This window comes from Pseudomonas sp. FBCC-B545 (assembly GCF_059134095.1).
Genome location: NZ_CP101441.1, coordinates 1265226 through 1285179, shown reverse-complemented (window position 1 = coordinate 1285179; position 19954 = coordinate 1265226). Strand labels below are relative to the sequence as shown.

At 59.7% G+C, this 19954-nt stretch carries 19 protein-coding genes; 6 read left to right on the top strand and 13 right to left on the bottom strand.

Features of this window, described 5'->3' with window-relative positions:
- Positions 1 to 34: 34 nt before the first annotated feature.
- The 6 genes from ruvC to NMB39_RS05880 form a co-directional block, all read right to left on the bottom strand.
- Complete coding sequence (gene ruvC, locus NMB39_RS05905; protein ID WP_032862494.1) at positions 35 to 559, bottom strand: crossover junction endodeoxyribonuclease RuvC; 525 nt, start codon at positions 557 to 559, stop codon at positions 35 to 37.
- 172 nt (positions 560 to 731) lie between these two features.
- The gene (locus NMB39_RS05900) at positions 732 to 1478 is read right to left on the bottom strand and encodes a YebC/PmpR family DNA-binding transcriptional regulator (protein WP_043051417.1); all 747 of its coding nucleotides are present in this window, start codon (positions 1476 to 1478) and stop codon (positions 732 to 734) included.
- A gap of 135 nt (positions 1479 to 1613) precedes the next feature.
- Positions 1614 to 3389 carry an aspartate--tRNA ligase gene (aspS, locus tag NMB39_RS05895; RefSeq protein ID WP_057021615.1) on the bottom strand — a complete coding sequence of 592 codons (1776 nt, stop codon included), beginning with the start codon at positions 3387 to 3389 and terminating at the stop codon, positions 1614 to 1616.
- Positions 3390 to 3497: 108 nt separating this feature from the next.
- Positions 3498 to 3719 carry an FmdB family zinc ribbon protein gene (locus tag NMB39_RS05890; RefSeq protein WP_003193872.1) on the bottom strand — a complete coding sequence of 74 codons (222 nt, stop codon included), beginning with the start codon at positions 3717 to 3719 and terminating at the stop codon, positions 3498 to 3500.
- A gap of 170 nt (positions 3720 to 3889) precedes the next feature.
- On the bottom strand, positions 3890 to 4243 hold the full coding sequence (locus NMB39_RS05885; protein WP_057021616.1) for a ribbon-helix-helix domain-containing protein: 354 nt from the start codon (positions 4241 to 4243) through the stop codon (positions 3890 to 3892).
- A gap of 181 nt (positions 4244 to 4424) precedes the next feature.
- On the bottom strand, positions 4425 to 4898 hold the full coding sequence (locus tag NMB39_RS05880; protein WP_003193874.1) for a Dps family protein: 474 nt from the start codon (positions 4896 to 4898) through the stop codon (positions 4425 to 4427).
- 426 nt (positions 4899 to 5324) lie between these two features.
- Here NMB39_RS05880 and NMB39_RS05875 point away from each other — a divergent pair, with 426 nt between their 5' ends.
- Positions 5325 to 5927, top strand: a complete 603-nt coding sequence (locus NMB39_RS05875) for a cold-shock protein (RefSeq protein ID WP_010566142.1) — start codon at positions 5325 to 5327, stop codon at positions 5925 to 5927.
- 71 nt (positions 5928 to 5998) lie between these two features.
- On the opposite strand, the gene NMB39_RS05870 is transcribed toward NMB39_RS05875, so the two are convergent.
- Positions 5999 to 6205, bottom strand: a complete 207-nt coding sequence (locus tag NMB39_RS05870) for a SlyX family protein (RefSeq protein ID WP_017847119.1) — start codon at positions 6203 to 6205, stop codon at positions 5999 to 6001.
- A gap of 3 nt (positions 6206 to 6208) precedes the next feature.
- On the bottom strand, positions 6209 to 6634 hold the full coding sequence (locus tag NMB39_RS05865; RefSeq protein WP_057021617.1) for an HIT domain-containing protein: 426 nt from the start codon (positions 6632 to 6634) through the stop codon (positions 6209 to 6211).
- Between the two features lie 744 nt (positions 6635 to 7378).
- Between NMB39_RS05865 and NMB39_RS05860 the strand changes: the two genes are divergently transcribed.
- Complete coding sequence (locus NMB39_RS05860) at positions 7379 to 8677, top strand: OprD family porin (RefSeq protein WP_056847618.1); 1299 nt, start codon at positions 7379 to 7381, stop codon at positions 8675 to 8677.
- Between the two features lie 182 nt (positions 8678 to 8859).
- Here the strand turns inward: NMB39_RS05860 and NMB39_RS05855 are convergent, their stop codons facing one another.
- The gene (locus NMB39_RS05855; protein WP_043051423.1) at positions 8860 to 9702 is read right to left on the bottom strand and encodes a mechanosensitive ion channel family protein; all 843 of its coding nucleotides are present in this window, start codon (positions 9700 to 9702) and stop codon (positions 8860 to 8862) included.
- A 137-nt stretch (positions 9703 to 9839) separates the two neighbouring features.
- The gene (locus tag NMB39_RS05850; protein WP_003193880.1) at positions 9840 to 10325 is read right to left on the bottom strand and encodes a YajQ family cyclic di-GMP-binding protein; all 486 of its coding nucleotides are present in this window, start codon (positions 10323 to 10325) and stop codon (positions 9840 to 9842) included.
- Between the two features lie 123 nt (positions 10326 to 10448).
- Here NMB39_RS05850 and NMB39_RS05845 point away from each other — a divergent pair, with 123 nt between their 5' ends.
- From NMB39_RS05845 to NMB39_RS05835, 3 genes are read left to right on the top strand one after another with little or no spacing between them, the layout of a single operon-like run.
- A complete protein-coding gene (locus NMB39_RS05845; protein WP_494339535.1) occupies positions 10449 to 11366 on the top strand; it encodes a putative 2-dehydropantoate 2-reductase in 918 nt (305 codons plus the stop codon).
- A 46-nt stretch (positions 11367 to 11412) separates the two neighbouring features.
- Positions 11413 to 13449: a sensor histidine kinase gene (locus tag NMB39_RS05840; protein ID WP_494339536.1), complete on the top strand. Its 2037-nt coding sequence runs from the start codon at positions 11413 to 11415 to the stop codon at positions 13447 to 13449.
- A gap of 2 nt (positions 13450 to 13451) precedes the next feature.
- A complete protein-coding gene (locus NMB39_RS05835) occupies positions 13452 to 14030 on the top strand; it encodes a cob(I)yrinic acid a,c-diamide adenosyltransferase (protein ID WP_046069325.1) in 579 nt (192 codons plus the stop codon).
- 118 nt (positions 14031 to 14148) lie between these two features.
- Here NMB39_RS05835 and NMB39_RS05830 read toward each other — a convergent pair whose 3' ends face one another.
- From NMB39_RS05830 to secA, 3 genes are all read right to left on the bottom strand, one after another.
- Complete coding sequence (locus NMB39_RS05830) at positions 14149 to 15093, bottom strand: Nudix family hydrolase (protein ID WP_057021791.1); 945 nt, start codon at positions 15091 to 15093, stop codon at positions 14149 to 14151.
- Positions 15094 to 15112: 19 nt separating this feature from the next.
- Positions 15113 to 16330: a bifunctional glutamate N-acetyltransferase/amino-acid acetyltransferase ArgJ gene (argJ, locus tag NMB39_RS05825; RefSeq protein ID WP_056847615.1), complete on the bottom strand. Its 1218-nt coding sequence runs from the start codon at positions 16328 to 16330 to the stop codon at positions 15113 to 15115.
- A gap of 124 nt (positions 16331 to 16454) precedes the next feature.
- A complete protein-coding gene (secA, locus tag NMB39_RS05820) occupies positions 16455 to 19190 on the bottom strand; it encodes a preprotein translocase subunit SecA (RefSeq protein ID WP_056847614.1) in 2736 nt (911 codons plus the stop codon).
- A 305-nt stretch (positions 19191 to 19495) separates the two neighbouring features.
- On the opposite strand from secA, the gene NMB39_RS05815 reads away from it, so the two are divergent.
- Positions 19496 to 19951 carry a DUF721 domain-containing protein gene (locus NMB39_RS05815; protein WP_494339537.1) on the top strand — a complete coding sequence of 152 codons (456 nt, stop codon included), beginning with the start codon at positions 19496 to 19498 and terminating at the stop codon, positions 19949 to 19951.
- Positions 19952 to 19954: the final 3 nt, after the last annotated feature.

The window sequence follows — 19954 nt, the reverse complement described above, 5'->3', positions numbered from 1 at the left end:
GGCCTGACCGCAAATAACGAATGCGCTGATGCTATCAGAGACGTAGCCGCCCGCCACGACTACGTGCAGTGCCCAAGCCGTGAGGCAACAGGCTGGAGCGGGTGTGCGCATGGCAAATGGCGATGGCCAGGGCATCGGAGGCGTCGATCTGCGGCTTTGACGTGAGCTTGAGCATGTGCATGACCATCATCTGCACCTGCTCCTTGTTCGCTGCACCAGTGCCAACGACGGCCTGCTTGACCTGGGTCGCGGTGTATTCGGCGATCTCCATGCCCTCCTCGGCCCCCGCCACGATAGCAGCGCCGCGGGCCTGGCCGAGCTTCAACGCAGAGTCGGCGTTCTTGGCCATGAACACCTTTTCGATGCCCATGGTAACCGGGCCGTAAGTCTGGATGACTTCACGTACGCCGCGATAGACGATCTGCAGCCGTTCGGCCAACTCACCGGCGCCGGTGCGGATGCAACCCGAGGCCACATAGATACAGCCGCGCGGGGTGTGCTGCACCACGCCAAAACCGGTGATGCGCGAACCGGGGTCGATACCTAGGATTAAAGTCATAACGCCTGCGGTTGGGGTAAACACATTTTTTGATACACAGAGACTCTAATGTGGGAGGGGGCTTGCCCCCGATGAGGGAGTGTCAGTAAGTAAATTTGTGACTGACTCCCCGCCATCGGGAGCAAGCCCCCTCCCACACAAGCCCCTCCCACATTGGGATCTACATCGTTCTTCAGCCTAGCTGTTCAGCCACCGATTCCGGGATGTCGGCATTCGAGTAGACATTCTGCACATCATCCAGGTCTTCAAGCATATCCAGCATCTTCAACACCTTCTGCGCACCCTCCAGGTCCAGTTCAGCACTGGTGGTCGGCAGCATCACGATTTCTGCATCGGTGCCGTTGAAACCAGCGGCTTCCAGGGCATTACGCACGGCGTAGAAGCTGGCGAACGAGGTAAACACGTCGATGGATCCGTCTTCGTTGGTAACCACGTCGTCGGCGTCCGCTTCCATTGCGGCCTCCATCAGTGCGTCTTCATCGGTGCCGGGGGCGAAGGTGATCTGCCCTTTGCGTTCGAACAGGTACGCGACCGAACCATCCGTGCCGAGGTTACCACCGCACTTGCTGAACGCATGGCGTACGGCTGCGGCGGTCCGGTTGCGGTTGTCGGTCATGCACTCGACCATCACCGCCACGCCGCCCGGGCCGTAGCCTTCATAGGTCAGCTCGACCATGTCGTCGGTATCGGCCGCACCAGCACCACGGGCCACGGCGCGGTCAATGATGTCGCGGCTCATGTTCGCGCCCAGCGCCTTGTCCAGCGCCAGGCGCAGGCGCGGGTTGGAACCCGGGTCACCGCCACCCTGGCGGGCAGCGACGGTCAGTTCGCGAATCCACTTGGTGAAGATCTTGCCTTTCTTGGCATCCTGACGCTCTTTGCGGTGCTTGATGTTCGCCCACTTGGAATGGCCAGCCATAACACAACTCCGAATTCTCTAGAAACCTTATCAATCCCGCCCCAGGCAGGATTTCCTTCTTTTAAACGCAAAGGCGCATCCGAAGATGCGCCTTTTTGACTGCGTACAACCTTATCGCGCTTTCACGCCGCAGCCTTACTCAGCCTTCGGCGTCTCGCGCAGGCGGATATGCAGCTCGCGCAGTGCCTTGGCATCCACCACACCCGGAGCCTGGGTCATCACGTCCGCAGCGCTCTGGGTTTTCGGGAAGGCAATCACTTCACGGATCGACTGGGCGCCGGTCATCAGCATGACCAGACGGTCCAGGCCGAAGGCCAAGCCACCGTGGGGCGGTGCACCGTACTTCAGGGCGTCGAGCAGGAAGCCGAACTTCTCTTCCTGTTCCGCTTCGTTGATGCCCAGCAGGCGGAACACCGCTTGTTGCATCTCTTTGCGGTGGATACGGATCGAACCGCCACCCAGCTCGGTACCGTTCAACACCATGTCGTAGGCACGGGACAGCGCGCCTGCCGGGTTGGCTTCCAGCTCCTGCGGGGAGCACTTTGGCGCGGTGAACGGGTGGTGCAAGGCGCTGAAGCTGCCGTCGTCGTTCTCTTCGAACATCGGGAAGTCGACGACCCACATCGGTGCCCATTCGCAGGTCAGCAGGTTCAGGTCGTGACCGAGCTTGATGCGCAGCGCGCCCAGGGCTTCGCTGACGATCTTGGCCTTGTCGGCGCCGAAGAACACGATGTCGCCATCGACCGCACCGACGCGATCGAGGATCGTGTTCAGGTTGGCTTCAGGGATGTTTTTCACGATCGGCGACTGCAGGCCTTCAACGCCGTTGGCGCGCTCGTTGACCTTGATGTACGCCAGGCCCTTGGCACCGTAGATGCCGACGAACTTGGTGTAGTCGTCGATCTGCTTGCGCGGCATGCTCGCGCCGCCAGGCACGCGCAGGGCGGCGATGCGGCATTTGGGGTCGTTGGCCGGGCCGCTGAACACCTTGAAGTCGACGTCCTTGAGCTGGTCGGCCACGTCCACCAGTTCCAGCGGGTTACGCAGGTCTGGCTTGTCGGAACCGTAGCGGCGCATGGCCTCTTCGAAGGTCATGTGCGGGAATTCGCCGAACTCCAGGTCCAGCACTTCCTTGAACAGGTTGCGGATCATCTGCTCGGTCAGGCCCATGATCTCTTTTTCATCGAGGAAGCTGGTCTCGATGTCGATCTGGGTGAATTCAGGCTGGCGATCGGCGCGCAGGTCTTCGTCACGGAAGCATTTGGCGATCTGGTAGTAACGGTCGAAGCCGGCGACCATCAGCAGCTGCTTGAACAACTGCGGCGATTGCGGCAAGGCAAAGAAGCTGCCAGCGTGGGTACGGCTAGGCACCAGGTAGTCACGTGCGCCTTCCGGGGTAGCCCGGGTGAGGATCGGCGTCTCGACGTCGAGGAAGCCGTTCTCATCCAGGAAACGGCGGATGCTGGTGGTCATGCGCGAACGCAGGCGCAGCTTCTCGGCCATTTCCGGACGACGCAGGTCCAGGAAGCGGTAGCGCAGGCGGGTTTCTTCGCCCACGTCGGAGTATTCGTTGAGCGGGAACGGCGGGGTTTCCGACTCGTTCAGCACTTCCAGCTCATAGCCCAGCACCTCGATGCCGCCAGAAGCCATGTTCTTGTTCACGGCACCGGCCGGACGCAGGCGTACCTTGCCGGTGATCTTCACCACGTATTCGCTGCGCACACGGTCGGCGGCGGCGAAGCTCTCGGCGCGGTCCGGGTCAAACACCACTTGGGCCAGACCATCACGATCACGGATATCGAGGAAGATTACCCCGCCGTGGTCGCGGCGACGGTGAACCCATCCGCAAAGGGTGATTTCCTGACCTTCCAGGGTCTCGTTCAGTTGGCCGCAATAGTGGCTGCGCATCATGGTCGTGGTTTCACTTCTCGTAATTCGAATTTCGGTGGCAGGCTTGCCTCGTCACCGTACATTAAAGCAGGGGACGGATAATGCAGGAGCCTGCGCGTAGAGTTCAACTCAGTCTGCTTTGTCGCCGCCCGCCAGGTTCTTCTTGGCGCCGGTCTTGAAATCGGTCTCGTACCAGCCGCTGCCGCTCAGGCGGAAGCCCGGCATGGACAACATCTTCTTCAACTCAGGTGCCTGGCAGGCAGGGCAATCGACCAGCGGCGCTGCGCTGATCTTCTGAATGGCTTCCAACTGGTGACCACAGGAAGCGCATTGATAGTCGTACATGGGCATGGGGATGTCTCGGCGATCAGAACGTTACAGCGCCACGCCCTGCCCTTTGCATAAAGCCCGGCATGCGCAGCAAAGCGCGGGATTATATCTGGTAAATCGAGGCAGCGCAGCCGGCTTTCTGCCCCAGGCCCGGCCCGCGAGGTTGAAGGGCCGGCCCCGAAGCCAGCGGACTATTGCACAAGCGTGTCCGCAGACGCGGCGGCGGCGCGGCCTTTGAGTACATGAACCACGCACACCACCCTCACCAACCCACTGAAGTTCTTCACTCCTCCATAGCGCAAATGCACTTCCCGATCGACATAGGACAACAAGGCACTGACTGAGCAGGTATTGATCCTGGCGATCTCCGTCAGAATATTCCAATAGATCTGCTCAAGCCGCAGGCAGGTAGAAAACCCGTTGAGCCTGACCGAACGGGACAATGGCTTGGCCATCCCCATATCAAACCCCTTGTCAAAGGGGTCGACCTTTATCTTGTGAAAACCACAGGTTTCCATCACTCCCTTACCTACTCCACGTGACATACACCTGACACTCCATTGCCAAACAGCAGCCAATGGGCTTCTCCCATTGGGCGATGGGCCTATAAAACCGCAGGACGCGCGGGGCAGCCAGAAGACGGGGAGTTGTTAGTCGTAGGACAACGCCAGGAAGCGCAGGGAAACAGGCAGGCAGCGCCCAGAAGGCGCCGCCCGGGTTCGACAGTTACTGGTTTTCGAGCAGGGAACGCAGCATCCACGCGGTTTTCTCGTGGACCTGCATACGCTGGGTCAGCAGGTCCGCCGTCGGCTCATCACTGACCTTGTCGAGCAATGGGAAGATGCCACGGGCGGTACGCGTGACTGCTTCCTGGCCTGCCACCAGTTGCTTGATCATCTCTTCGGCGCTCGGCACGCCCTCTTCTTCCTTGATCGAAGACAGGCGGGCGTAGATCGAATAGGCGCCAGGTGCCGGGAAACCCAGGGCCCGGATGCGCTCGGCGATGGAGTCCACTGCCAGCGCCAGTTCGTTGTACTGCTCCTCGAACATCAGGTGCAGCGTACGAAACATGGGGCCCGTGACGTTCCAGTGGAAGTTATGGGTCTTCAGATAAAGAACATAGGTATCGGACAGCAGCCGCGAGAGTCCGTCGACGATGGATTTACGGTCTTCTTCACTGATACCAATATCGATTGCCATGTTTTTCCCCTTCAATTGACGAGCATTCATTGATCAGGTGCAGGATCACTGTAGCAAGAGAGCGGGCGTCGTGCAGCCCGACACACCCGGGCAGCGTGCGGCAAATCGCCCCTGCACCGCCTGCAGATGTGAATTGGCAAGCCTTTCTCCCCGTAGGAAGAGTCTCTGCAGGCCACCAAAAAAACCTGCACCTGTCTAGGACAAGCGTTTGCCGCAGAAATGCCGTACCCGGCGCAACACGCCGAAATGCTTGATTTGAGTAGGCACGGCCTTTGCTGTTAAATAGACGCCGTGTGGCTGCCGTTTATTTCTGCGGCACGCCACATAGGCTGATACCGCGTACGTGCTCAACGCCTCCCATTGTTCAGAAGCGAACCGTGCCAGTCAGCTCTTCCTTGTGATCCGTCTTAACGTGAGTTAATCAAAATGTTGAAAATCGTCCACCTGCTAACGGGCGTTGCAGCTTTGCTGCTGTCCTTTATCCCGAGCCTGCAGCCTGAAAGCCTGCCCTACCTGCAACAACACGACGCTCTGTACCTGGCCTTGTTCGGCCTGCTTAACCTGACGCTCGCACCGGTAATCCCTTACTGGAACAAAGGCACGCGTCATCAACTGCAAAACCTGGTCAGTGCGCTGCTGGTGCTGACTGTTGTCGTACAAACCCTCACCCTCCTGGCGCCCATGCCTGAAGTCGGTGGCCATCCGGCTATCCTGCTCAGCCTGGTGATTGCTCTGGTCGCCATTGTTCTTCACCTGGCCATCAGCTTCTACCGTTCGTCCCCAGCGGCCGCGTCGCAAAACTACGACATGACCAACCGGGATACCGGGACCGTCAAGTGGTTCAACACCTCCAAAGGCTTCGGCTTCATTTCCCGCGATTCGGGCGACGATATCTTCGTCCACTTCCGGGCTATCCGTGGCGAAGGCCACCGCGTCCTGGTCGAAGGCCAGCGCGTGGAGTTCTCGGTGATGAACCGTGACAAGGGCCTGCAAGCTGAAGATGTCATCGCTGCCCTGCCGCGTCGCTGATCCCAGCCCTCGCAGCAAAAAAAACCGCGATCCAGCGTTGCCTGGATCGCGGTTTTTTATTGCCTGCCAGTTCAATAGTGCGGCGGCGGCGCTTCTTCTTCGGACGACTCGAACTGCCCGCCCATTTCTTCCTGGCGCTTGAGCAGGGCCGTCATCTGCAATTGCAGGCGCTCGACCGCACGCTGCTGGGTGACCAGGATGTCATTGAGGGTCTCGATGGTGTCGTCCTGGAAGGCCAGGCGGCTTTCCAGGTCGGTGACGCGATCTTGCAGGTCCATGGTTCAGTCCTGGGTAAAGATGAATTCGGCGGGCAATAGCTCACGCAAAAGAGCGCGCATCGCCGACACTTGCTCGTGGTTATAAGGCTGGGCGGGATGTTTGCCCCACACCGGAGCCGGCCAGGCGGCGTCATCGCGTTTACGCACGATCACGTGCACATGCAACTGGTTGACCACGTTGCCCAGCGCGCCGATGTTCATCTTATCGGCGGCCAGCCCTTCATTGAGCAGCTGCGCCAGGGCCGTCGTCTCTTGCCACAAGGTTTGTTGATCTGCGACATCCAGTTGAAACACTTCGCTGATATTGTCGATGCGCGGTACCAGGATAAACCAGGGGTAGTTCGAGTCATTGGACAGCAGCAGGCGACACAGCGGGAAGTCCCCAATGGCCAGGGTATCTTGTTGCAGGCGTTGATCTAGGGCGAACACGTGGGCACTCCGTTCGGCAGGTCAGTTTCAGGCGCCCAGCATACCTTCGAATGCCCACGCGTTCACGGCGAATGGGCACAAGCCTTGAGGCAATCGGATAAAAACTACGCACCCTTTCGAGGCAGGCGCACAGTCGAACACGCTACCTCGGGCCTCGGCGGCACGCACCAAAATGACTCGCTTGTGCATCAAAGGGATCCGCCAAGTACCCACTGATGGGGTGGACCGGTAACGTTTTACCCAGGCGAACGCTTTTGTGAATGAACGCACAGGTGTAACAGCCCGGCGCCAAGCTCGAACCAAAGGGTCTAAAGGCCCCGTGTTTATGCGGTTTTTACACTCTCTTCACGCTTTTCACGAAAAAATGACATTCGGCTACCCGTTTGAGCACGCTTGTTGCATTCACCCTCATATCGTCGGCAACGGCACCCGTTTGGAAGCAGGTGTTTCGCGATAAAAACCAGCGGCGGTTCAATGCGCATCAAGGAAGCCTTCAAAGTTAGAAAGATGTAGGAAAAGAGCATTGAAGTTGTCAGCCCGGTTACATTCGGGCTGTGAATTTGCGACATGGATCTAGCGATTTACGACAGCCTCGTAAAGAAGCTGAAAGGAAAGATGGGTAAGTATCGTCATTAGAGTCTGCGTGATATAACTTTGCGCCGACACAAATAAAGAAAGAGCCGCCCAGATAAAAATATAGGTGGGACGGCAGTACTCTTCCTAAAACCAAAGGAGCAAATCACGATGCGCGTGATGAAGTGGAGCATGATCGCCCTGGCTGTTTCAGCAGGCACCTCGCAGTTCGCAATGGCGTCCGCCCAGGACGATTCCAAGGGCTTTGTTGAAGACAGTACTTTCAGCATCAACACCCGCTTGCTGAACTTCCGTCGGGACTTCCGCAACAACGACTCCGGCAAGAGCTACACCAACGAGACAGGTCTGGGTTTCAACGGTCTGTATCAGTCGGGCTTCACTCAGGGTACCGTCGGTTTCGGTGTTGATGTCATTGGCCTCTTGGGCGTGAAACTGGACAGCGGCAAAGGCCGTTCCGGCACCGGTCTGTTCCCAACCGGCTCCGATGGTCGTTCGCAGGATGAATACTCCAAAGGCGGCGGAGCGGTTAAATTCCGCATCTCCAACACTGTGCTGAAGGTCGGTGATCAATACACCACCGCGCCAGTGTTCGCCTCCGATGACAGCCGCTTGCTGCCGGAACTGCCTCAAGGCATCTCCATCACCAGCAACGAAATCAAGGATCTTAAGCTGGAGGCCGGTCACTTCACCTCGATTGTTGCTCAAGACCACACCTACAAAGACAGTATCTCCAGCGCTGAACCCGGTACCAGTACTGGCCTGCGAGACGCCAACTTCGTCGGTGGCGTGTATTCCTGGACACCAGAATTCACCACCAGCCTCTACTACTCGAAAGTAGAAGACTACTGGAAGAAACTCTACGCCAACGTGAACTGGACTCACGCCCTCAGCGATGACCAATCCGTTGCTGTCGATTTCAACATATACAGTACCAAAAGCGATGGTGCGGGCCTGACCCGCGCAGAAAAAGATGGCACCACCAAGCTCGACAACCGTGCGTTCAGCTTGCAAGGCGCATACACCCTTGGCGCCCACACCTTCACCCTGGCAGCCCAAAAGGTCAGCGGTGACGGCGATTACGCATACGGCGTAGACGGTGGCGGCACTGTGTTCCTGGCTAACTCCATCGCCCGTTCCGACTTCAACGCCGAGGGCGAGAAATCGTTCCAGGCGCGCTACGACATCAACATGGCAACCTTCGGCATTCCTGGCCTGAGCTTCATGACTCGTTACGTAACCGGTAGCGGCGCCAACACTGGCACCACGTCGAACGGTAAAGAGTGGGAACGCGATATCGAAGGCAAGTACGTGATCCAGAGCGGCCCAGCTAAAGACCTGAGCCTGCGTATCCGTCAGGCAACCTATCGTTCGTCTGATGGCGTTTACTATGGTTCTGCCTCTATCGACGAACTGCGTCTGATCGCGCAATACCCGTTGAACATCTTGTAATGACAGGTTTCGTTACAGCGATGACTTGAGGCTTCGGCCTTAAACAAAAAAGCCGCTCCCTGTTTAAACAAGGAGCGGCTTTTTTATTGCAGTTTTGTTTCAACCAAAAAAACAACTAGCAAGCTAAGTAACTAGTTTACCGAAGCTGACCTATCGGCCAAGTTCGACAGTCTAGCGCCAAATTATTTCGCCGCACTTTCCTGCATCACACGAATAACCCGCTGCGGAAACGGAATATCAATCCCCGCTGCTTTCAAACGATCACGCGCCAGTTCGTTAAACATGAACATCACGTCCCAATAATCCGGGGTACTGGTCCAGCAGCGCAGGGAAACGGTAATGGAGCTGTCGCCCAAGGTCGAAACCACCGCCACCGGTGCAGGGTCAGCCAGCACCCGTGGGTCTTTGGCCAGTTCCAGCAGCACTTCGCGAGCTTTTTGCAGGTCTGCCTCGTAATCCACACCGACGTCAAACACTACCTTGCGGGTTGGCTGGCGGTTGGTGTTGGTGATGATGCCGTTGGACAGGATGCCGTTAGGCAGGATCACCGTCTTGTTGTCGCCGGTACGCAGCACTGTGTGGAAAATCTGGATGCTGTCGACGGTGCCGGAGGTGCCTTGGGCTTCGATCCAGTCGCCAATGCGGAACGGGCGGAACAGCAGGATCAGCACGCCACCGGCGAAGTTGGCCAGGCTGCCTTGCAATGCCAGGCCGATGGCCAGGGTCGCGGCGCCGATAGCGGCGACGAACGAGGTGGTTTCCACACCGATCATCGAGGCCACGCTGACCACCAGCATGACCTTGAGCACGATGTTCGCCAGGCTGGTAATGAAGTGCTGCAGCGCAAGGTCAGCGTTGCGTACCGCGAGCAAGCGGCCCACGCGATGGGTCAGTTTGTTGATCAGCCACCAGCCGATGGCCAGGGTCAGCATGGCCAGCAATACACGGCTGCCGTATTCCATGATCATCGGGATCCAGGACTGGGAGGTCTTGATCAAATGATCCACTTCTGCGTTTAAATCCATGTAGCTTCTCCTGTCTTTGCGGATATGCGGCTTGATTGACTGCCTGAAAACGCAATTGAGCCCCGTAGGGCTCAATTGTAGGCGCTGAGTCTGGGGCGTGGGACGTCAAAAACCCCCACAGGTTCCCCAAAGTGCCATCAGTCGCGGAAGTTATTGAACTGCAGCGGCATGTCGAAGGTCTTGGCACGCAGGGCCGCGATGGCCTCTTGCAGGTCGTCGCGCTTCTTGCCGGTGACACGCACCTGCTCGCCCTGGATGGCGGCCTGGACTTTCAGCTTGGCATCCTTGATATGCGCGACGATCTTCTTCGCCAGCTCCTTGTCGATGCCTTCCTTGAGCACGGCTTCCTGCTTCATCAGCTTGCCGGAGGCGTAGGCGTCCTTGACTTCAAGGCACTGCACGTCGATCTTGCGCTTGACCAGGGCCAGCTTGAGGATCTCGATCATCGCTTCCAGCTGGAAATCGGCTTCAGCGGTCAGGTTGACGGTCAGTTCCTTTTCCTTGAATTCGAAGCTGCCCTTGCCTTTCAAGTCATAGCGACGGTCCAGTTCCTTGACGGCGTTCTCGACGGCGTTGGTGACTTCGTGTTTGTCCAGTTCAGATACCACGTCGAACGAAGGCATGTGATTTCTCCAATATAAGGGGCGGGCTCAGTAAAGATGGAGCGCGCCCGAGCTAAAATGCCGAGGCATTATAGCGGTTCTTTCGCCCCGTTCACTGTGAGCGACCCTACGGAGCACAAACTGATGTCGACCCCCTGGCATATTCTCGGCGCAGGCAGCCTGGGCACCCTCTGGGCCACGCGACTGGCGCGTGCCGGCGTGCCGGTCAGGCTGATCCTGCGTAATGAGGCGCGCCTGGCCAGCTATCGAGCCGGTCAGGGCCTGACCCTGGTTGAGCACGGTGTGGAACACACCTATGCGGTGATTGGCGAAACAGCCGAAAGCCCGGAGCCGATTCATCGGCTGCTGGTGGCATGCAAAGCCTACGACGCCCAACGCGCTATCGCCCAATTGCAACCTCGACTGGCACCGGATGCCGAACTGATCCTGCTGCAGAACGGTCTCGGCAGCCAGGACGCCGTGGCTGCACAAGTGCCGTCGGCCCGCTGCATCTACGCGTCCAGCACCGAAGGCGCATTTCGCGATGGCGATTGGCGGGTAGTGTTTGCCGGCCATGGCTACACCTGGCTGGGCGACGCAAACCATCCCACCCCACCGCTATGGTTGGACGACCTGCAAGCTGCGAGCATTCCTCACGAATGGGCCACCGATATCCTCACGCGGCTTTGGCGCAAGCTGGCGCTCAATTGCGCCATCAACCCGTTGACCGTGCTTTACCAATGCCGCAACGGCGGCTTGCAAGACCATCAGTGTGAGGTCGCCACGCTCTGCGCCGAACTGGCCGAACTGCTGGAGTGCTGCGGCCAGCCTGCGGCGGCACAGGACCTGCACAACGAAGTGGAGCGTGTGATCCAGGCCACCGCCGCCAATTACTCGTCCATGTACCAGGATGTCGCCAACGCCCGGCGTACCGAGATCAGCTACCTGCTGGGCTACGCTTGCCAGGCCGCGGCCCGCCACCGGTTGGCATTGCCGCATCTGCAACAGTTGCAAGCGCGCCTGGTGGAGCATTTGCTCGCACGCGGATTCGCCAGCGACTGAGGCACGCGCTACCCTGCCTACCTGTCTATCACCTGGGAAAACCCTGATGCCACTGCGCCAGCGTCTTGAAAATCTACCGGTAGGGCAGAAACTGCTGGTGGCTCTGCTGGTGCTATTGACCACGGTGTTGCTGGTGGCCAATCTCACATTTATCAGCGCCGCCTACTGGATCTCCCAGGAAAGCATGGCGCCCCAGGCATTGCAGGCCATTGGCCGACTGGTGTCCAACCCATCGCTCGCCGCCGACGCGCTCGAATCCCCGGCCAAGGCCGAGGCGCTGCTCAATGAACTGACCAGCTACTCACCACTGCGCGCCGCCGCACTCTACGACGGTGAAGGCAACCGTCTGGCGCAGATGCAGCACGGCGACCGCCTGCACCTGCCGGACAATTACCGGCATATCGAGGCCTGGCGCCTGACCGAGTTTCGCAGCAACCAGGTCATCACCCTGCCCCGCGGCACCCAGCCTTCCGGGCATTTACTGCTGGTGGCCAGCAGTGAGCTGCCGGTGGCCTTCTATACTGGCACGCTGACCGCGAGCCTGGGCATCCTGATTTTCAGCGTGCTGTTGTGGCTGGTCATCGCCCGGCAAATCAAACGTCTGATCACGCGGCCCATCCACGAACTGGAAGAACTGTCGCGGCAGGTCACCCGTGAAGAGAACTACGCCCTGCGCGCCGGGCCTGGCAACCATGACGAGATCGGCAGCCTGGCCGAAGCCTTCAACACCATGTTGTCGCGTATCGAAGCCCGCGAGCAGCAGCTCAAGCGTGCGCGTGACGATTCCCAGGCTGCTTACGACCAGGCCCAGGGGCTGGCCGAAGAGACCCGGCATACCAACCGCAAGCTGGAACTGGAAGTCCAGGTGCGCAGCAAGATCGAGAAAAAGCTCACGGGCTTCCAGAACTACCTCAACAGCATTATCGACTCGATGCCCTCGGCGCTGATCGCCCTGGATGAACAGCTCTATGTCACCCAGTGGAACCAGGAAGCCACCGCCCTTTCCGGCACGCGCCTGGACGAAGCCCTGAACCAGCCGATCTTCCTTGCCTTCCAGCCGCTCAAACCATACCTGCCGCAAATCAAGGCCACGGTGGAGCAACACACAGTTGAACGGATCGAGCGGGTCACCTGGATCAAGGACGATGAACCCAAGCATTACGCCCTGACGTTCTACCCGTTGATGGGTGGTGCCGGGCGTGGCGTGGTGATCCGAATCGACGACATCACCCAACGCCTGTCCCTGGAAGAAATGATGGTGCAGTCGGAAAAAATGCTCTCGGTGGGCGGCCTGGCCGCCGGCATGGCCCACGAAATCAACAACCCACTGGGCGCGATCCTGCATAACGTGCAGAACATCCGTCGCCGCCTGTCTTCGGAGCTGCCCAAGAACCTGGAGTACGCCGAGCAGGTGGGCATCGAGCTGGACACGGTCAATCGTTACCTGCAAGGCCGCGAAGTCCCGCAGTTGCTCGACGGTATTCAGCAGGCCGGGGCGCGGGCGGCGAAAATCGTCACCCATATGCTCAGTTTCAGCCGCCGCAGTAATCGCCAGATGGCCCCCTGCGACTTGCCGGCCTTGATCGACCAGGCCGTGGAAATCGCCGGCAACGATTTCGACCTGACCATCGGCTTCGACTTCAAGGGCCAGGCGATCATCCGTCAGTTCGACCCGCAATTGGGCCCCGTGCCCGGCACCGCCAACGAGCTGGAACAAGTGCTGCTCAACCTGCTGAAGAACGCCGCCCAAGCCATTCACCTGCGCGAAGACGACAGCGAGCCGGGGCGTATTATCCTGCGCACCCGCCTCAACCCGCCGTGGGCAGAAATACAGGTGGAAGACAACGGCATCGGCATGAGCGAAAACGTGCGCAAGCGCACCTTCGAACCGTTCTTCACCACCAAGGAAATTGGCCAGGGCACCGGGCTTGGGTTGTCGGTGTCGTATTTCATCATCACCAACAACCACAAGGGCCAGATGGAAGTGCATTCCACCCCAGGCCAAGGCACCTGCTTTACCTTGCGCCTGCCCCTGGCCGGCAGCCAATTGTCCCCTACAGAACTCACCCAACTGGAGCACTGACCATGGGCTTTCGCCTGTCGAAAATCTACACCCGTACCGGCGACAAGGGCGAAACCGGCCTCGGTGACGGCCGCCGCGTGCCCAAGGACCACCCGCGCGTGGAAGCGATCGGCGAGGTGGATACGCTGAACAGCCAGTTGGGCCTGTTGCTGGCCAACCTGGAAGAACAAAGCGGCAAGCACCCGGCGTTAAATGATGTGATTGAAGTGCTCACGCCGTGCCAGCATCGCCTGTTCGATCTGGGCGGCGAGCTGGCGATGCCGGTGTACAAGGCACTGAACGCGGCGGAAGTGGATCGGCTGGAAGCGGCGATTGATCGCTGGAACGAAGAAGTGGGGCCGCTGGAGAACTTCATCCTGCCCGGTGGTTCGGCGCTGATCGCCCAAGCCCATGTGTGCCGTAGCCTGGCGCGCAGTGCTGAGCGGCGGTGTCAGCACCTGAATGCGCTGGAGCCGTTGGAAGGGGTGGGTTTGGCGTATATCAATCGGTTGTCTGACTTGCTGTTTGTGGCGGCCAGGGTGATTGCCCGGCGCCAAGGTGTTGCCGAAGTGTTATGGCAGGCCGCTGCCAAGCCACACTGAGATCTATCGGGTGACTGGCAAGGCCCTATCGGGGGCAAGCCCCCTCCCACACTTGAATGTATTTAAAATTCAAAATGTGGGAGGGGGCTTGCCCCCGATTAGGCCCGTCAGGGCACCATCAAACCTCAGGCCAGAAAGCCCGAATCCCAGCCACACCTTGCGCTCCGGCTTCCCACGCCTGCTCCCGCTGCGCAGGCCCAACCCCGCCCAGCAGGAATACCGGCTTGCTGAACCCGGTGATCAACTGCGCCGCCTGCTCCCAACCCAACGGCTGCGCATCCGGATGGGTCTGGGTCGGCTGCACCGGCGACAGGGTGACAAAGTCCACGTCCATCATCTCTGCCAGCGCCAGCTCTTCAGCATTGTGGCAAGAAGCCGCCAACCAACGGTCCTTCGGCAGCGGGCGGCCCTTGCTCGCGTATTTGCGCAATTGCGCCGAGGTCATGTGCCAGCCAGCAGCAGGGAAATCCCCCAGCCACTCGAAGGGCCCCTTGAGCATCAATTGCGCCTTGCCGGCACACAGGCCAACCGCATCCACCGCCAGATCACGGTATTTAGGGTCGTAGCCGTTGGGCGCACGCAGTTGAACCAGCTTGATACCCCCTGCAATGGCCTTCTGGATGCCGCGCAACAGCGTTGGGGTTTCCAGCTCGCCCGGGGTGATCAGGTACTCGGCGGGCAAGCGCGCAGCGGCAACAATCGGCGCATTTGCCGCCGGGAACGCATAGTTGACCAAGTCCCGTTGCGTCACCCATTCCAACGGCTGCCCTTCGGCACCATGGGGTTCGCCGGTAAAGGCCGAGACTTCCCAGACGTCCAGCAATACCTGCTTGTCCGGGTAATCATGCCGCACCTTGATCAACGGCCGCGCCGTAGTGACCTGGATACCCAGCTCTTCCTGCAGTTCTCGTGACAAGGCCGTGGCGACCGACTCATCGGCCTCCACCTTGCCGCCGGGAAACTCCCAGAGCCCGCCCTGATGCTGGGTGTCGGCACGGCGCGCCAGCAGGATCCTGCCATCGACACCGCGGATCACCGCTGCTGCTACATGCACTCGTTTCACCGCCAGTTTCCTCTTGGTATCAGGTACGGTATTCCGCATTGATCTTCACGTACTCGTGGGACAGGTCGGTGGTCCAGATGGTTTCGCTGCACGCGCCGCGCCCCAATTCGATGCGGATGGTGATTTCTTCCTGCTGCATCACCGCCGAGCCCTGGGCTTCGGTGTAGGTTTCGGCGCGAGCACCGCGGCTGGCGATGCACACGTCGCCGAGGAACACGTCGATCTTGCTCACGTCCAGGTCCGGCACGCCGGCACGACCGACAGCCGCCAGGATACGGCCCCAGTTCGGATCCGAGGCAAACAGCGCGGTCTTGATCAGCGGCGAGTGCGCCACGGTGTAGCCCACGTCCAGGCATTCCTGATGGTTGCCGCCGCCATTGACTTCAACCGTCACGAACTTGGTCGCGCCCTCGCCGTCGCGCACGATGGCCTGGGCCACGTCCATGCACACTTCAAACACCGCCTGCTTCAACGCCGCGAACAGCGGGCCGCTGGCTTGCGTGATGGGTGGCAGGTCGGCCTGACCGGTAGCAATCAGCATGCAGCAGTCGTTGGTCGAGGTGTCGCCATCAATGGTGATGCGGTTGAACGACTTGTTGGCCGCGTCCAGGATCAGGCTCTGCAGCACGTCGCGGGAGACTTTGGCATCGGTGGCGATATAGCCGAGCATGGTGGCCATGTTCGGGCGGATCATGCCCGCGCCCTTGCTGATGCCGGTCACAGTGACCGTCACGCCGTCGTGCACAAACTGACGGCTTGCGCCTTTTGGCAAGGTGTCGGTGGTCATGATGCCAGTGGCCGCAGCCGCCCAGTTATCTACAGACAGGTCATCCAGCGCGGCTTGCAGGGCGCCTTCGATTTTTTCCACAGGCAGCGGCTCACCGATCACGCCGGTTGAGTACGGCAGCACTTGGCTGGCGTCCACGCCGGTCAGTTGGGCCAGCTTGGCGCAGGTGCGCGCCGCGGCCACCAGGCCAGGCTCGCCGGTGCCGGCGTTGGCATTGCCGGTGTTGGTGAGCAGGTAACGGATCGTGCCGGCCACGCGCTGCTTGGCCAGGATCACCGGCGCGGCGCAGAAGGCATTGAGGGTGAACACACCGGCGACGGTCGAGCCTTCGGCACAGCGCATCACTACCACATCCTTGCGCCCCGGGCGCTTGATGCCGGCCGAGGCGATACCGAGCTCAAAACCGGCAACCGGGTGCAATGTGGGCAAAGGACCAAGACCAACAGCCATGAATGCGCTCCTCAAAAATAGGTGATGTCTGTGCCGTCGCGATCGACGGTGGGAATTAATGGCAAAACGCCGCGACGGCTAGTGCCGGTCGCGGCGCGGGGTGTTGCAGCGTCAGGGGAAAATCTTAGTTGATTTCGCCATGGCAGTGTTTGAACTTCTTGCCCGAACCGCACCAGCACAGTTCGTTGCGGCCCAGCTTCTGATCGTTGCGCACCGGGGTTTGCGCAAGGGCCACATCGACCTCTTCGCCCAATGCCTCAGGCGCTTCCAGGCCCGGTGCTTCGTCATGCTGGAACTGCATGCGCGCAGCCAGTGCCTCGGCTTCCTGGCGCAGGCGTGCCTCTTCCTCGACCGGGTCTTCGCGACGCACCTGAACGTGGGACAGCACGCGGATCGAATCGCGCTTGATCGAATCCAGCAGCTCGGAGAACAAGGTGAACGACTCGCGCTTGTACTCCTGCTTTGGGTTCTTCTGGGCATAGCCACGCAGGTGGATGCCGTGACGCAGGTGGTCCATGGTCGACAGGTGGTCTTTCCACAGGTCGTCCAGCACGCGCAGTACGATTTGCTTCTCGAAGGTGCGCAGTGCTTCGGCACTCGCCTGCTCTTCTTTTTCGTTGTACGCGGCCAGCAGCTCGGCCATCAGTTTTTCGCGCAGGGTTTCTTCGTACAGGTGATCGTCTTCGTCCAGCCATTGCTGGACCGGCAGATCAACCCCGAAGTCGCTCTTCAGCGCGGCTTCCAGGCCGGCGACATCCCACTGCTCAGGCAGGGATTGTGGCGGGATGTGGGCGCTGACGGTGGCGTTGAGCACGTCCTGACGGAAATCGGCGATGGTCTCGCCAATATTGTCGGCGGCCAGCAACGTGTTACGCATGTGATAGATCACTTTACGCTGTTCGTTGTTGACGTCATCGAACTCGAGCAATTGCTTGCGAATGTCGAAGTTACGGCCTTCGACCTTGCGCTGGGCCTTCTCGATGGCGTTGGTCACCATGCGGTGCTCGATCGCTTCACCGGACTGCATGCCCAGGGCCTTCATGAAATTCTTCACGCGGTCCGAGGCGAAGATGCGCATCAGGCTGTCTTCCAGCGACAGGTAGAAACGGCTGGAACCGGCGTCACCCTGGCGACCGGCACGGCCACGCAGCTGGTTGTCGATACGACGCGATTCGTGGCGCTCGGACGCGATTACCTGCAAGCCACCGGATTCGAGCACAGCCTGGTGGCGTTTCTGCCAATCAGCCTTGATCTGGGCGATCTGCTCGGGGGTCGGGTTATCGAGGGAGGCCACTTCCACTTCCCAGTTACCGCCCAACAGGATGTCGGTACCACGACCGGCCATGTTGGTGGCGATGGTCAGCGCGCCTGGGCGACCGGCCTGGGCGATGATCTCGGCTTCCTTCTCGTGGAACTTGGCGTTGAGGACCTTGTGCTCGATACCTTCCTTGTTGAGCAGGTTGGACACGTGCTCGGAAGTCTCGATGGTGGCGGTACCCACCAGGATCGGACGGCCCTTGGCCATGCCATCCTTGATGTCGTTGATGATCGCCGCGTATTTCTCTTCGGCGGTCAGGAACACCAGGTCGTTGTAGTCTTTACGGGCCAGCGGCTTGTTGGGCGGGATGACCACCACCGACAGACCGTAGATCTGATGGAATTCGAACGCTTCGGTGTCGGCCGTACCGGTCATGCCGGACAGTTTGTTGTACAGACGGAAGTAGTTCTGGAAAGTAGTGGACGCCAACGTCTGGCTTTCAGCCTGGATGTTGAGGTGTTCCTTGGCTTCGATGGCCTGGTGCAGGCCTTCGGACAGGCGACGGCCCGGCATGGTACGGCCGGTGTGTTCGTCGACCAGTACGACCTGGCCGTCCTGGACGATGTATTCGACGTTGCGATGGAACAGCTTGTGGGCGCGCAGGCCGGCATACACGTGGGTCAACAGGCCCAGGTTGTGCGCCGAGTACAGGCTTTCACCTTCTGCCAGCTCGCCGATCTGGGTCAGCATCTCTTCGACGAACTGGTGACCGGCTTCGTTGAGTTCGACCTGGCGGGTCTTCTCGTCGATGGTGAAGTGACCTTCTTTGGTCACCACGCCTTCGACTTCTTCGATGTGCTGTTCCAGGCGCGGGATCAACTTGTTGATCTCGGTGTACAGGCGCGAGCTGTCTTCGGCCTGGCCGGAGATGATCAGCGGGGTACGGGCTTCGTCGATGAGGATGGAGTCGACTTCGTCGATCACGGCAAAGTTGAGTTCGCGCTGGAATTTTTCTTCCATGCTGAACGCCATGTTGTCGCGCAGGTAGTCGAAACCGAATTCGTTGTTGGTGCCGTAGGTGATGTCGGCGGCATAGGCGGCGCGCTTTTCTTCCGGCGGCTGGAACGGCGTTACCACGCCGACGGTCAGGCCGAGGAATTCATACAGCGGGCGCATCCAGTTGGCGTCCCGGCGGGCCAGGTAGTCGTTCACCGTCACAACGTGCACGCCCTTGCCGGACAGTGCGTTGAGGTAGACACCCAGGGTGGCTACCAGGGTCTTGCCTTCACCGGTACGCATTTCGGCAATCATGCCTTCATGCAAGGTCATGCCGCCAATCAACTGCACGTCGAAGTGGCGCATGCCCATCACACGCTTACCGGCTTCACGGGCGACCGCGAAGGCTTCGGGGAGCAGCTTGTCGAGGGTTTCACCTTTGGCTATGCGGGCCTTGAACTCTTCGGTCTTGGCGCGCAATTGCTCGTCCGACAGGGCAACCATCTGCTCTTCGAAGGCATTGACCAGCTGCACCGTCTTGAGCATGCGTTTGACTTCGCGCTCATTCTTGCTTCCAAAAAGTTTCTTTAACAAAGGCGCAAACATATCGGCAGGTTCTTCCACACATAGGGATGGAGGGCGCACCGTCAGTGGCCCGAGCAGCCCTCACGGCCGCATGCGAACGCGCATTCTACCCGGAATCGTGGGTGAGGAAAGTGGCGTTGTTCCCCGATGCTGGCATGGGCCTGTGAGAGGGCTTGTTTAAAATAAGGGCTTTTGCTGGAACTTCAACCCATGAAGTGAAGAAGTTACCTATTGATTTCATGGGAAAAGCCCTGCAGAAGCATGGCTCCGGGCCGTACCGGCGCTTTCTGTTAAGATGAGCGCTCTGTTACTTAAGGTGTCCAGACATGGCATTTCGCCCTCTTACAGCCCGCGCTCCCGGCGTGTTGCTCCGCGAAGCCAAGCCGTTGAAAGCCATCTACGGCCAGGCGCAACGCTTGGGTCATTTGCAACGCCTGCTTGAAAGCCAATTGCAACCAGCCGCCCGTGAACACTGCCACGTGGCGTCCTGGCGAGAAGGCAACCTGCTGTTAATTGTGACCGACGGCCATTGGGCGACCCGTTTGCGTTACCAGCAAAAACGCTTGCAGCGGCAATTGATGGTATTCGATGAATTCGCCGGTTTGACGCGCATTCAATTCAAGGTACAGCCGCCCGCCGTGCCGCAGCGCACGGTGGGACACACGCTGGACCTGTCGGTAAATGCGGCCGAAACCCTGCAGGCAACGGCCGACGGGATCAGCGACCCGGGCCTGCGCGCAGCCCTGGAACGGCTGGCCGCCCACGCCCGGCCCAAGCCCTGAGTC

Bases quoted from the DNA above. Each gene is read 5' to 3' on its own strand.
- ruvC (WP_032862494.1), bottom strand. From the start codon at position 559: ATGACTTTAATCCTAGGTATCGACCCCGGTTCGCGCATCACCGGTTTT.
- NMB39_RS05900 (WP_043051417.1), bottom strand. From the start codon at position 1,478: ATGGCTGGCCATTCCAAGTGGGCGAACATCAAGCACCGCAAAGAGCGT.
- aspS (WP_057021615.1), bottom strand. From the start codon at position 3,389: ATGATGCGCAGCCACTATTGCGGCCAACTGAACGAGACCCTGGAAGGT.
- NMB39_RS05890 (WP_003193872.1), bottom strand. From the start codon at position 3,719: ATGCCCATGTACGACTATCAATGCGCTTCCTGTGGTCACCAGTTGGAA.
- NMB39_RS05885 (WP_057021616.1), bottom strand. From the start codon at position 4,243: ATGTCACGTGGAGTAGGTAAGGGAGTGATGGAAACCTGTGGTTTTCAC.
- NMB39_RS05880 (WP_003193874.1), bottom strand. From the start codon at position 4,898: ATGGCAATCGATATTGGTATCAGTGAAGAAGACCGTAAATCCATCGTC.
- NMB39_RS05875 (WP_010566142.1), top strand. From the start codon at position 5,325: ATGTTGAAAATCGTCCACCTGCTAACGGGCGTTGCAGCTTTGCTGCTG.
- NMB39_RS05870 (WP_017847119.1), bottom strand. From the start codon at position 6,205: ATGGACCTGCAAGATCGCGTCACCGACCTGGAAAGCCGCCTGGCCTTC.
- NMB39_RS05860 (WP_056847618.1), top strand. From the start codon at position 7,379: ATGCGCGTGATGAAGTGGAGCATGATCGCCCTGGCTGTTTCAGCAGGC.
- NMB39_RS05855 (WP_043051423.1), bottom strand. From the start codon at position 9,702: ATGGATTTAAACGCAGAAGTGGATCATTTGATCAAGACCTCCCAGTCC.
- NMB39_RS05850 (WP_003193880.1), bottom strand. From the start codon at position 10,325: ATGCCTTCGTTCGACGTGGTATCTGAACTGGACAAACACGAAGTCACC.
- NMB39_RS05845 (WP_494339535.1), top strand. From the start codon at position 10,449: ATGTCGACCCCCTGGCATATTCTCGGCGCAGGCAGCCTGGGCACCCTC.
- NMB39_RS05840 (WP_494339536.1), top strand. From the start codon at position 11,413: ATGCCACTGCGCCAGCGTCTTGAAAATCTACCGGTAGGGCAGAAACTG.
- NMB39_RS05835 (WP_046069325.1), top strand. From the start codon at position 13,452: ATGGGCTTTCGCCTGTCGAAAATCTACACCCGTACCGGCGACAAGGGC.
- argJ (WP_056847615.1), bottom strand. From the start codon at position 16,330: ATGGCTGTTGGTCTTGGTCCTTTGCCCACATTGCACCCGGTTGCCGGT.
- secA (WP_056847614.1), bottom strand. From the start codon at position 19,190: ATGTTTGCGCCTTTGTTAAAGAAACTTTTTGGAAGCAAGAATGAGCGC.
- NMB39_RS05815 (WP_494339537.1), top strand. From the start codon at position 19,496: ATGGCATTTCGCCCTCTTACAGCCCGCGCTCCCGGCGTGTTGCTCCGC.